Source organism: Bradyrhizobium sp. CCBAU 21365 (assembly GCF_015291305.1).
Classification (GTDB): Bacteria; Pseudomonadota; Alphaproteobacteria; order Rhizobiales; family Xanthobacteraceae; genus Bradyrhizobium; species Bradyrhizobium elkanii.
Genome location: NZ_CP030036.1, coordinates 1,744,784 through 1,757,307 on the forward strand (window position 1 = coordinate 1,744,784; position 12,524 = coordinate 1,757,307).

The 12,524-nt window shown below is 64.0% G+C and carries 11 protein-coding genes; 8 read left to right on the forward strand and 3 right to left on the reverse strand.

Annotation, left to right across the window (positions count from 1 at the left end; genetic code table 11):
• Positions 1-201: 201 nt before the first annotated feature.
• Positions 202-1,800 (reverse strand): FAD-binding oxidoreductase, encoded by a 1,599-nt coding sequence (locus XI02_RS08240; RefSeq protein ID WP_172648609.1) that lies wholly within the window; start codon positions 1,798-1,800, stop codon positions 202-204.
• A gap of 335 nt (positions 1,801-2,135) precedes the next feature.
• Here XI02_RS08240 and XI02_RS08245 point away from each other — a divergent pair, with 335 nt between their 5' ends.
• Entirely contained in the window at positions 2,136-3,086 is a 951-nt protein-coding gene (locus XI02_RS08245; protein ID WP_194483387.1) for an oxygenase MpaB family protein, read from the forward strand.
• A 267-nt stretch (positions 3,087-3,353) separates the two neighbouring features.
• Here XI02_RS08245 and XI02_RS08250 read toward each other — a convergent pair whose 3' ends face one another.
• A complete protein-coding gene (locus XI02_RS08250; protein WP_172648607.1) occupies positions 3,354-3,752 on the reverse strand; it encodes a response regulator transcription factor in 399 nt (132 codons plus the stop codon).
• A 357-nt stretch (positions 3,753-4,109) separates the two neighbouring features.
• Between XI02_RS08250 and XI02_RS08255 the strand changes: the two genes are divergently transcribed.
• Positions 4,110-4,301, forward strand: coding sequence for a hypothetical protein (locus XI02_RS08255; protein WP_075968915.1), 192 nt, complete (start codon positions 4,110-4,112; stop codon positions 4,299-4,301).
• A 650-nt stretch (positions 4,302-4,951) separates the two neighbouring features.
• On the opposite strand, the gene amrS is transcribed toward XI02_RS08255, so the two are convergent.
• The gene (gene amrS / locus XI02_RS08260) at positions 4,952-5,836 is read right to left on the reverse strand and encodes an AmmeMemoRadiSam system radical SAM enzyme (RefSeq protein WP_172648606.1); all 885 of its coding nucleotides are present in this window, start codon (positions 5,834-5,836) and stop codon (positions 4,952-4,954) included.
• Between the two features lie 574 nt (positions 5,837-6,410).
• On the opposite strand from amrS, the gene XI02_RS08265 reads away from it, so the two are divergent.
• From XI02_RS08265 to XI02_RS08290, 6 genes are all read left to right on the forward strand, one after another.
• Complete coding sequence (locus tag XI02_RS08265; RefSeq protein WP_197971334.1) at positions 6,411-7,478, forward strand: hypothetical protein; 1,068 nt, start codon at positions 6,411-6,413, stop codon at positions 7,476-7,478.
• Entirely contained in the window at positions 7,475-8,350 is an 876-nt protein-coding gene (locus XI02_RS08270; protein ID WP_016846459.1) for a ThiF family adenylyltransferase, read from the forward strand. Before XI02_RS08265 ends, XI02_RS08270 begins: the two co-directional genes overlap by 4 nt.
• Positions 8,347-9,546, forward strand: a complete 1,200-nt coding sequence (locus tag XI02_RS08275) for a hypothetical protein (protein WP_172648605.1) — start codon at positions 8,347-8,349, stop codon at positions 9,544-9,546. The genes XI02_RS08270 and XI02_RS08275 overlap by 4 nt, the downstream gene beginning before the upstream one ends.
• The gene (locus tag XI02_RS08280) at positions 9,543-10,664 is read left to right on the forward strand and encodes a GNAT family N-acetyltransferase (RefSeq protein WP_172648604.1); all 1,122 of its coding nucleotides are present in this window, start codon (positions 9,543-9,545) and stop codon (positions 10,662-10,664) included. The genes XI02_RS08275 and XI02_RS08280 overlap by 4 nt, the downstream gene beginning before the upstream one ends.
• Positions 10,661-11,656, forward strand: a complete 996-nt coding sequence (locus XI02_RS08285) for a hypothetical protein (RefSeq protein WP_172648603.1) — start codon at positions 10,661-10,663, stop codon at positions 11,654-11,656. Before XI02_RS08280 ends, XI02_RS08285 begins: the two co-directional genes overlap by 4 nt.
• Positions 11,657-11,738: 82 nt before the next feature.
• Complete coding sequence (locus XI02_RS08290; protein ID WP_038376311.1) at positions 11,739-11,945, forward strand: hypothetical protein; 207 nt, start codon at positions 11,739-11,741, stop codon at positions 11,943-11,945.
• The last annotated feature ends 579 nt before the right edge of the window (positions 11,946-12,524 follow it).

Here is a 12,524-nt window from a genome sequence, read left to right on the forward strand (position 1 = left end):
GCCAAGGGCAAACAGCGCAGCGTTTTTCGTTCGCGTTCTGCAAATCACTTTGACTGAAGGAATTGATCGCGTGACTTCCCTGGCCACGTTTCGGCGAAAATATCCACGCCTGACATGGCGATCAAAATTGCCTTCCAATTCTCTCGTCATAGGTCTCCACCTTGAACTTGGGATCACTACGCGTGCGTCAACGGCATGCGCCTAAGGATCGATCAGGACGCCCGGGTTGAGCATGCCGCGGGGATCCAGTTCGCGCTTGGCGGCCCGCAACGCGGCGGCAAAAAGCTGTGGCCGCTGTCGGTCATACCAGGGTCGGTGATCTCGGCCGACGGCATGGTGGTGCGTGATGGTGCCGCCCGCCGCGATCAGCGCGTCGCTCGCCGCGTCCTTGATGGCCTTCCACTGCGCGAGCAGCGCACCGTGACGACCGCGCGCGTGGAAGGAGAAGTAGGGCGCCGGCCCGTCCGGGTAGACGTGGGTGAAGCGACAGGTGACTTCACCCTTCACCCCGGTCGCTTGCAGAATTGCGCGTTCGGTTGCCGCCTTGACCTGATCGTGAAAGCTTTCGAACCGATCCCAGGTGATGGCGGTCTCGAACGTATCGTTGATGACAGCAACGGGCGTCAAGAATTCGCGCGCATAGGGCATGCGAATGAACGCGTTGCGCCAGATGCCTGCCGCGCCTTCGAGATGCGCGTCGCCGGCCTCGGCAGGCTCCGGTGTCCCGCGGTGGTCGGCGCAGCATTCGAGCGCACGCTTGAACCAGGCGTCGAGGGGATGATCGCCCGATTCGAATGCCAGCACCATGATGGCGGAGCTGCCGTCGGACGCGCCGGTGTTGAACGCCTCCTGCGGGTCCAGGATGCGGCAATTGGAGGGATAGAGGCCGGCTTGCGCGACCGCACGCACCGCGCGCGCGGCATCGAAGAAAGTGGGAAAGCGAACCGATGCGCCGGCGCGGAATTTTGGACGCGGCTGCAATCGCATCCATGCGCGCGAGATCACGCCCAAGATTCCTTCCGAGCCGATGAACATGCGGTCGGGGCTCGGCCCCGCACCCGAACCGGGAAGCCGGCGCGTCTCCACGACGCCAACCGGCGTCACGACGCGCAGGCTTTCGACGAAATCGTCGATATGGGTGTAGAGACTGGCGAAGTGGCCGCCCGAACGCGTCGCGATCCAGCCGCCCAGGGTCGAATATTCAAAACTCTGCGGAAAATGCCGCAGCGTGAGGCGGTGCGGCTTGAGCTGGTTTTCCAGCGATGGACCATAGGTGCCGGCGTCGATCAATGCGGCGCGCGAGACCGGATCGACCTCGACGACCCTGGAGAGATTGCGCAGGTCGAGCGTGACGGCCGCCTTGTGCTTGATGCCATCGGCCTGCGGCTCGACGCCGCCGCACACGCTCGATCCGCCCCCGAACGGCGTCAGCGAAGCGCCGACGGACCCCGCCCAGTCCATGACCGCCGATATCTCCGACTCGTTGCGTGGATAGGCCACGACATCGGGCGCGCAATCGTAATCGCCGAGCATGGCCCTGACATAATCCGGATAGGACTTGCCGTAAGTGTGCGCGGCGCGGTCGTAGCGTTCGGTCGTGCAGAACGGCGTGAGCGAAGCTGGCGGCACCACGCGCGGCTCCCGCAAGGACAGCTCTTCAAGGCCGGGAACGGTGACCGTCTCGAATTCGCCGGCGCCAAACTTGGCATGGTAGCGGCCGAGGACAAACGCCCGCTCTTCCGCGCTCATGCCTTCGCCCTCCCGTCCCCAGCCGTAATGTTTCAGCCTAGCGCCGGTCATGAGCGTTCCCCGCGTTCGTTTCGAGAGTTTTCTGAATCGAAGAACAAGATGCTCTGAACGACAGCGCTGCAGAGTGAGCTCGTTCGATCGAAACAATACGCTTTCGAGCGGGAGTATGAAAGACAGCGGCGGCGGGACAGTTCCTTCAGCAAACGGCGCCGCAGCAGCCGCTGCACCCGGCTCAGTCCTACCCGCATGGGGTACGACCAAATGTCAGGCCGCCGTATTCCGCGCGGGTGGACATCATGCGACACGTTGAGAGAGCTTTAGCTTGCTGAATTGCGATAGACTGCACAGACAGCGGAATCCTCCCGTCTGGTTCGGAAGGTGCGCATTTGGTCTCTGAAAGCGACCTCGAGCTCGCTCTTGATTTCGTCCGGGCTCATGCCGCCGGACCGGTCGAGGGCATCTTTGGTCCAAGCTCGATGACCTGGCGGATCGACCGGGAAGCCATCACCTTTTTGGGCGCCGGTCGTGCCTTGCTGCTTCAGCTGGCGCATCCCTGGGTCGCCGCCGCCGTGGCCGAGCACTCGCGGACCTTCGCGGATCCGATCGGTCGCTTCCATCGAACCTTTGGCGTGGTGTTTACGATGGTGTTCGGCTCGCTCGATGCGGCCGTTACCGCTGCCCGGCACCTGCACCGCCGCCATACCATGATCGTCGGCCGCCTGCCCGATGCAATCGGTCCGTTCGAGAGCGGCTCGCTCTACCGCGCCAACGAGGCCGCAGCGTTGCGCTGGGTTCACGCGACCCTCGTCGACACCGCTCTGGCCGTCCACGACCTGATCCTGCCTCCGTTCTCGGTCGAAGAGCGCGAGCGCTATTGGGCCGAAAGCCGGCTGTTTGGGGCATTGTTCGGGCTGACGTCGAGCGACTTGCCGGCGGATTGGGATTCATTCGCGGCCTACACCGCGGAGATGATGCAATCGGATACATTGTCCGTCAGCACGGCCGCGCGCGAGGTGGCCCGACAGATCTTCGCAGGTGGACGACCATGGCTGCGGTCGCCGCGCTGGTATCAAACCCTGAGTGCCGAGCTGCTGCCGGACCGATTGCGCACCGGCTTCGGATTGGCCTTTGACGAACGCGACAGGAAGGCCGCAGAGCGTGCCGTTGCGCGGATACGACGCATCTATCCCAAAATACCGACCCAGCTTCGCTACGTCGGCCCCTACCAGGAGGCTCAAGCGCGACTGCAGGGAACGACGCAGCTGGGCTGGACAACCCGGTGCCTGAACAGAGCCTGGATAGGACGCCCCCAGTTGGATGACCGCTGGAACAGGTGAAGCTGTCCCGGACAGCGGTTTCATCGTCCAGGGAAAGCAAATAACCGGCGCATCTCAAAAATGCACTGTCAAATCGTTGCACGATGACGAGCGGAATGTGCGAGTGATTGCGTCCTGCTCGGACGGTGTCGCGGTTTCAGACCCAGAGTTCGACTTGAAAATCTCCGGAGAGAATAGGATCACACTCAGCTCCAAGGAGCCGGTGCCAGTGTAAATGCCGCATGTTCGCTGCTCGATGTGGAGACCGCGCGGCGTGACGAAAACTGGTTAGATTGACTCTCGTGCGCTGCTGGTGGCCTGTTCGATAGCAGAAAGCAGCAAGTCGGTATCAAGCGGCTTCGTCAGAAAAGCGCTGGCGCCCGCCGCCTCGCAATGTTCGCGTAATCTCGGATTAGCGCCTGCCGTAATGATGATTGCGGGAATTTGAAAACCGTTAGCTCTCAAATGCTGAAGCAGCTCAAGGCCGGTCCTACCCGGCATATGCATGTCAAAAATGACACAGCTTGGCATCCCGGTCACCAGTGCCGGAAGGAATGCCTCCGCAGAGCCAAAGGTCCTGGCGTGCAGAGAGTGTGCGCGCAGGAGGCTGCTTATTGCTTCCCGGAGTGATACGTCGTCGTCGACTACGGCAATCCACCCGGACGCCAGACTCGCTGATACCAACATTGGTGTAGGTTGGCATTTTGAAGCCCCCGCAAGTTTGCGTTAGATCAAAATAGCGGCGACGCAATCGAACCCAGCTGCTAAACAAGGGGCCTAACGAGCCCGTTGGCGAGGAACTGGTCCTTCGGGTATCCGGGGCCCACGTTGGGCCATTTGCGCGCACTGCCCGGCTACGCGGACTTGCGGTGTGGCTTGGATGCCGGCTTCTTGGCGGCCTTCGGGGCCTTGGTGGGAGCCGCTTATCACATGAGCATGCCGTTGAGTTAGCACAGCTACGAGAGTTCCTGTGATCGTTTCATTTTTTCGACAGTCGTCACCACGGAAAAGCTGTGTTACAAGCCGCTCCTCTTGAAAGGAGCAATGATTGTGAAGAAAGCAACCAAGAAAGCCGTGAAGCGGCGCGAGTGGACTAAGAACGACATCAAGGAACTCAAGGCGCATTCAAAGGCACGCACGCCGATCGGAAGAGTTGCGAAGGCGACTAAGCGGACAATCGGTGCGCTGCGCGTCAAAGCATCACAGCTGGGAATTGGACTGGGACATCAGCGGTAGCATTGCGCGCAGCCACCAGTGCCATCGATAGCAATGTCGTAGGCGACCCGAAGGCCGCCCCCTTGAAGCGCCTCTTCGCCAACAAGCCGCCCGCTGTCCGCTTTACGATGAACAAGATCTCGGTCAGGTCATGTAGCGCGTTGTCGGCCCGCGGGTCCGGCAAATCCTCAAAGCACTCGTCAAATCGTTGCATCGGCCGCTCCCTTCAGATCAGGAGCTGCCTTCAGAATCCCTTTCCTTCGATTTGGCAAATACTTGCATGCGCACATATGCGATTCCCTGGGATTGCCTCGGGTGTCGGCTTCAACACGACCTCGCGGCCCTTTCTTTCGAAATAAGCTTCAGCTTCCGGTGATAGGTGTACGTTGCCCATCTGACCCGAGCCGATGACGACCTGGTCGCACCCTTTCTCGAAGAGAAATTTTGCCTCATCTTTTGAAAGCACGTGCGAGGTACCATACAGCTTCTTTGATAGCTTTTTTTCCGCTTCACAACTTCCCCGGAAAGGCGAACGACGACGTCGTGCTGATACGTCCTTCCGTCGATCGTAATCGCGCCAAATATGGTGCTGTCAATCTTCATCGTGACCTCCTAGTCAGACTCCTGCTGCAACAGGCAGCAGTGAGGCGCTTCGGCGCCGGCCATCATCCTCACTCAAGAGCGTTCCAGTTTGCCGATCCGGATCGGGACGTGCCGCTGCTCGTCAGTGTGACGGCCGGCGTACGGGGCAGTTCTAGCATCTTGTAGTCAGGGTGGAAGGCGGTGAGATGTAAGGGCACGTCGGGTCCTAGCCTTGTCATCACCCACTCGCTCAGCTTCTTTACCTCCTCTGAGTTGTCGTTGTGACCCGGGATCAGCAGCGTTGTGATTTCGAACCAGACCCTCGTGTTGTGCTTCAGATCCGCGAGCGTATCCAGGACGGCGCCAGGTTGGCCGGTGCACAGCCGTTTGCAGAACGTCTCGGTGAACGCCTTGAGGTCAACGTTGGCGGCGTCCATGAAGGTGTAGAGTTCCTCCCGCGCCGCCGCGTTAATGTAGCCCGCCGTGACCGCCACGTTCTTGATCCCGCGACGGCGCGCCACCTTTGCAACGTCCACGGCATATTCGAGGAAGATGACCGGGTCGTTATAGGTGTAGGCGATAGAGCGCGAGCCGGTGGCAATCGCGGTCGCGACAATATCTTCCGGCGAGGCTGCGTCCTGGAGCCGGTCGAGCTCTCGCGCTTTGGAGATATCCCAGTTCTGGCAGAATTTGCAGGTCAGGTTGCACCCGGCGGTGCCGAAGGACAATGCGGGAGTTCCGGGCAGATAATGGTTCAGCGGCTTCTTCTCGATTGGATCGACATAGAAGCCGGAGGAGCGGCCGTAGGTCGTGAGCACGATGCGGTCATCCCGCCGGCCACGCACGAAGCACAGGCCACGCTGGCCTTCCATGAGTCTGCAACAGCGTGGACAGACATCGCATTGGATACGCCCGTCTTCGAGCCGGTGCCAGTAGCGGCGAGGAACACCTACCAAAGGCTCGGGTTCGGTCACAGAATTCGTCCTGTGGATCGCTGAGCAAACCTCAGGTCTTCGCCAACGGGCATCCGAGCAGCCACGATGTCTGGCCGGGCACGAACGCTCGCGGACGTCGCATCATTTTATGCCTGATGGGCGGAGATGGTAAGCCGAACAAACGGCGCAGATCGGCGGCGCTATTGACATTGATTTCGGGGAATCGCAGCGACAGGGGCTGCACGGCCCGAACGAGGCCCATCACCCGATCCTGCTCGGCCTTGGACGAGGCTCTGACCAGTTCCGGCCGAACGCCCATATGGCGTGAAAAGCGCGGCGCCCATCATCAGCACGCACGTCACGAGACCGAGTGACGGTATCCATAGCGGCACGCGCACGATTGCAGCATCGGGTTGGACATGTCGTGATCGAATTCGAAGCAGAGACAGGTTGACGAAGGCAAACATCGACAGCGTCGCAAGAGACGTACTTTCCGCCAACGATTTTGTTTCGTTTCCGGAAGGCCTTGTTTACCCTGCGGCCAACAGCGTCAGGTTGCGCTCATGGCTCCTTAACAGGGGCGGGTGCAGAGATCGCGCCCGAGGGACAGAGAATGGCGTCCACGGACAATCCCACGCCGGCTTCGCGCGGCAGCAAGAACCTTGGCAAGCACCTCGGCAAGGCGCGCGCCGCCTTTGACGGCCTGCGCAGCCATGGCGGCTTCTGGCTGAAGGCGCTGTCGCAGCCGACCATCGATCTCAGCTTGCGCACCCAGGCCGGCCAGCGCACCCGCATCGTCGAATCCCCGGGCCTGTCGCTGCCGAGGGACGAGCTCGACGCACTGGTCGAGCAGCTGCGCATCGTCGCCGCCAAGACTTTGCCCGAGGAGAGCCTGACCTATGGCATCTTCTCCGGCGAACCCGAGCGGCTGTCGCGCGCCGTCGTCACGCTGATCTCGGAAGAAGACACCGGGCGGCCGATCGCCTTCAATGCGCTGTCGGTGATGGACGTGCCGCTCGACGGCGAGCCGGCCGAGGTCACCCATCTCGGCCTCGTCATGGTCGATCCCGACGTGCGCGGGCAGGGGCTGTCCTGGGTGCTCTACGGCCTGACCGCGCTGGTGCTGTTCGCCCGCGACGGGCTGCGGCCGAAATGGATCTCCAACGTCACCCAGGTGCCGGCGGTGGTCGGCATGGTCAGCGACACCTTCTCGGACGTATTCCCTTCGCCGCTGCCGGGCGCACGACAGAGCTTTGCGCATCTCCAGTTGGCGCGCGGCATCATGGCAAGGCATCGCGCGGTGTTCGGTGTCGGCGAGGAGGCCGGGTTCGACGAGGCGCGCTCGGTCATCACCAACGCCTATACCGGCGGCTCGGACGCGCTGAAGAAGACCTTCGAGATCGCACCGAAGCACCGCAATGCCGTCTACAACGAGTTTTGCGCGCGCGAGCTGGACTACACGCGCGGCGACGACGTGCTGCAGATCGGCCGCATCGATCTTGCCGGCGCGCGCCGTTACATCATGAGCGAGGTGCCCTCGGGCTCGCTGCCGTCGCTGCTCGCGGCATCCGCGATGCTGGCGCTGCAGCGGCTGGTGCTGCCGGTGGTCTACTGGATGGACGACAGCCGCGCCTTCGGCACGCTGCGTCCGCGCAAGCAGGATAGCGGGGCCGCGCGATGAATTTCGACTACTACTCCTTCACCGGCCGCAATATCGGCTTCATCGACGAGCACGAGCAGCAGCTGCTGCGTCAGGCGCGGGTGTTCGTCTGCGGCGTCGGCGGCATGGGCGGCGCGGCCTTCATGGCGCTGGCGCGCGCCGGCGTCGGCAAATTCGTGATCGCCGACATCGACCGCTTCGAGGTTTCCAACCTCAATCGCCAGGTGTTCGCCTTCGCCGACGAGGTCGGGCGCGAGAAGGCGGCGGTTGCCGCCGAAGCCGCAAGGCGCATCAATCCGACCATCGAGATCGAGGTGCTTGGCGAGAACTGGACCAGCGCGCTGGCCGGGATCGCCGCACAGTGCCCGGTCATCGTCAACGGCATGGACGATATCGCCGCCGGCGTTCATCTGTACCGGACCGCGAAGCGCGCCGATGCAACCGTGATCGACGCCTACATGTCGCCGCTGCCCTCGGTGATCGTGGTGCGCCCGCACGATCCGCGGCCCGAGCAGCGCCTCGGCTTTCCCACGCTCGGCAAGGCCTGGACCGATATCACCGAGGACGACCGCCGCGCCGCCATGCGCGCCGAGATCGAGCACGTGATGCTGCACTCCTCCTCGCGCAACTATGTCGACCTCGCCATCGCCGGCGAAGTCGCCGCCGGCCGCCGCAGCCGGATGTCGTTTGCGCCGATGGTGATCTCGACCGGCATGCTGATGGCCTATGAGGCGGTCGCGCTGATCCTCGGCCGCACCTCCGGCACCGATTGCCGCGGCTGGTTTCTCAACCCGCATCGGCCCGCGATCGAGAAGCCGCGCAATGCGCTCGTCGCCGCCCTGATGCGTCCGCTGGTGCGGCGGGCGATCGACGAACTGACGGGCGGCAAATGACCTCCGGGGTGATCGCCGATTCGATCGTCAATCTGTGCGGCGCCATCGGGCTTGCCGTGGCGATGATGACGTTCTACCGGCGCGATCCGAGGAGCCCGCTGACGCGCCGCCTGCTGCTCGCGCTCGGCGTGATCGCGATCCTGTTTCTCGACCGCGGTCTTGCCTGGTGGACCGGAAGCCGCCTGCTCGACCGCCTCTCGGTGATCCCGGCCTCGCTGGTCCCGCTCGGCGCCCTGATCGTCACCGAAGGCATTTTGCGACGCCACGCGCCGCGCGCGGTCAAGATGGCGGCGCTCGCGGGCGCCATCCTGCTCGGCCTCGGCGGCCTGTTCGGGCTGCAACGGCTGGCGATGCCTTACGCGATCGCGCTGGCGCTGTTCCAGCTCCTGGGCTTCGCCACTTGCGCGCTGCTGCTGGCGACGCGGGATCGCGCCGCGCTGATGGCTGCGGAGAACCGCAGCATCGGCCGCATGGCGGTCGGCGCGCTGGTCGTGATCCCGTTCATCCTGACCGATTTCCGGACGCTGTTTCCCGATATCCCCGTTCGGCTTGGCGCGCTGGGCGCGCTGCTCACCGTGACCGTGATGCTGATCGCCGGCGGCGGCGCCGAGACCCGCCGGCACGGCCTTGCGATGATGGCGCTGCGGTTGATCTCGTCGGGCCTGCTCGGCCTCGCCGCCGCCTTCATGGCGCCCGACGTCGACGCCGCCCAGATGGTCCGTTTCGTCGCGGTTGCGATCGCCGGCGTGCTGACCATCGGATTGATGACGGACGCGCTGCGGGCGCTGTTCGAATCGCAGGAGCCGGGCGTACTCAATTCGGTCGCGGCATCGCCGGCGCAGACCCGCCAGCAGTTGATCGCCGAGCTGGCGCGGCATCCGATCTTCGAAAGCGCGCGGCGCTTCCGCGAGAACGAGCTCGCGCTCTACGATCCGCCGCTGCTGCACGACTTCCTGTCGACGCGGCGCGTGCTGCGGCGGTCCGATGCGCCATGGGGACTGGCGCCGACCGATCCCGCGGCCGAGCGCATGGTCTCGCTGATCTCGGCCAACAACGCCTCCCATGTCATCGTGCTCGGACATGATCCGCTCGACCTGATCGTGCTCGCGGTGCCCGTCACCGCGGCCGATCCCGCCACTGAAACCGCGCTGGCGCTGGTACGCCGGCTCTTGGCGTTGACCCCGGAGGCCAAATGACATCAGAGATCCGCGAGGGCGACCGCCGGGCGGCATTCGACGCCGCGCTCAATGCCTATGGGTCCGACAGCCTCTACGTGCCGCCGCTGTGGAGCGATTTCGACCGGATGTTCGATCCGGCGAAGAACCCGTTCGTCACCGAAGGCCACGGCCGCTATGCGCTATTTTCAGCGCATCGCGATGGGCGACCGGTCGGCCGCATCGCCGCCTCGATCCACGACGCGTCCAACCGCAAGCACGGCACCCGCCATGGTGCATTCGGCTTCTTCGATTGCATCGACGACGTCGAGGTGGCCGATGCGCTGCTGCGCGCCGCCGAGCAATGGCTGTCGGCGCGCGGCATGAGCCGCGTCGCCGGCAATTTCAATCTGACGGCGATGCAGCAGATCGGCGTGATGACCGACGGGTTCGACCATGCGCCGTTCACCGACATGATGTGGTCGCCGCCGCACATCGCACAGCATCTCGAACGCGCCGGCTATGCCGCGACCTTCCCGATGACGACGTTCGAGATCGCGCTCGACGGCGGCAAGCCGGAGCAATTGCTCGGCGACAAGCAGCGCGCGGTGCTCGCTGACCCGGATTTCGTCTGGCAGCCGATCAAGCGCTCCGCCTTCAAGGTGCGGCTGGAGGACGCGCGGCTGATCCTCAATGACGGCTTTGCCGACAATCCGATGTTCGTCCCGCCGACCGCCGCCGAATATCTGTTCCAGGCCGGCGACATGATGTGGATCATCGACAAGCGGATTTCGACCGTGGTCTATCACCGCGGCCGGCCCGCCGGCGCGATCATCGCGATCCCCGACCTCAATCCGCTGATCAAGGCGATCGGCGGCCGGGTCGGGCTGACAGCGCCGTTCAAATTCGTGCAGCACCGCATCATGAACAGGCGCGCCGTGCTGATCTATCAGTCGGTCTGCCGCGACCTGCACAATCGCGGCCTCAACGGCGCGATGCTCTACCGCACCGCGCTGGCGTTGCAGGAGGCCGGCTACCGCACGCTGGGCGGCACCTGGATCGCCGATATCAACGGCCCCTCGCTGCGCCAGGTCGAGAAGGTCGACGCAACGCCGCTGCACCGGCTGCATCTGTTCAGCAAGCGGCTGGCCGCGGCATGAGCGAGCTGACGCCGGATTTGCTGCGCGAGCTGGTCGCGGAGGCGCGGCTGGCGCCGAGCGTCCACAACATCCAGCCGACCCGCTGGCGCCTGCTCGGCGATGGGCGGCTGGCGCTGGTCGACGCGACCGGCGTGCGCGCGCCGGTCGCCGACCCCGCGGGGCACGACGTTCGGGTGTCGCACGGCGCGGCGCTGGAGGGCATGAGCCTCGCGCTCAACCGCCGTGGCTTCGCAATCACGGGCATGACCACGATCGAGCAGCCGCTGTCGCCGCAACTCTCCGTGCTCTGCTCGTTTGCGATCAGGCAAGGAGCCGAGCCCGATCCGCTGGCGGACCTCGTGGCACGCCGCATGTCGTGGCGCGGCAAGTTCGCGGCGTCGGCTGACGATGCGGCAGCGCTGGGTCAGCTGGCTGCCGCGCGCGACGATGTGATCTGCCTTGCCGATCGCCGGGCGATTGCCGATATCGCCGGCTGGGCCGACCGGGCCGAATTCTCTTTTGTTCGCGGCGACGACTACCGGGCTGAGCTGCTCGCATGGATGCGGCTGTCGCCCGGCCATCCGCACTATCTGCTCGATGGGCTCAACCGTGATGCGCTCGCCATGAATGCGGTCGAGGCCGCCGCCGCGCGCTACGTGCTCGGCACCCTGTTCAAGCCGCTCGATCGTCTCGGCCTCGCCGCGTCGTTGCTTGCCGATGGCGCCAAGACCGCGTCGGCATCGGCGATCGTGCTGTTCTGCCGCCCTATCGGTGAGGATCCACTCACGACCGGACGGCATTTCTACCGCGCATGGCTGGAGATCGATCGCGCCGGTTTCGCGGCGTGCCCGATTTCGGCGCTGGCCGATCACCCTGATTTCAACGACCGGCTGCGAAAGCTCGGCAACATTGGCGCCGATCTGCGCCTCGTCAACGTGTTCCGCATCGGCCGGCCATCAAAACCGTTGAAACCGCGGCATTTCCGGTTGCCGGTTGACCGGCTCATTGTCTGAAAATTAAGCTGCAATCCCCGCTGTCAAAACTTCACGCGGTCGTGCTATGACGCCGCCCGCTAACCAACGACCGGTGGAGATGATGTCGAAGCAATCGCTGCGCGAGGAGGCCGAACGCCTCATCCGCGAGACCATGGAAAAGCGGAACCTCGTCATCAAGCAAGGCATGACCCGGATCGAGGCCGTTTGCGGCAAATGCGGTGCGCCGAACCGGGTGCAGGCGGAAAAGGGCCAGTCCCGCGTCAAGTTCACCTGCAAGAACTGCGACCACAAGCAGGAGACGCTGTGAGCGGGGCCGCCCTCCCGTCATCCTGAGAGAATGTGAATGTATTCAGCGTCGTCCTGGCGAAAGCCAGGACCCATTATCCCAACCGCTTGTTGTTGTGCGACGCTGGGGCCGCTATCGCACGCGCAATCGAATTCGGTGGTTATGGGTCCTGGCTTTCGCCAGGACGACGGCGTGCTGAGGCCGCTCGCTACAATTCTCATACCGTCATCCTGAGGAGCGGCCTTTTGGCCGCGTCTCGAAGGATGTACGGCCCCGATGCCTCAACATGCTCGTGGACAAAGCCGGTGGCCGTCGATCCTTCGAGACGCGGCTGACGCCGCTCCTCAGGATGACGGTGATGGTTGCTACGAAGCGGCCTACTTGAACACTTCACAGACCGTCGTGTGATCCGGCGCGATGCGGGCCGTGGTCCGCAGCGAGACGTTGCGCCACCAGGCATCCAGCGCGCGGCGGTCGCTGGTGAGCTTCACGCTCATGCCTCCGGCGAATGTGATCCAGTCGGCAAGCTCGCGCGCGACACCGCGTTCACGACGGGAATATCTGCATCCAGCGCGCGCTCGATCATCAGGGGCTGGACGC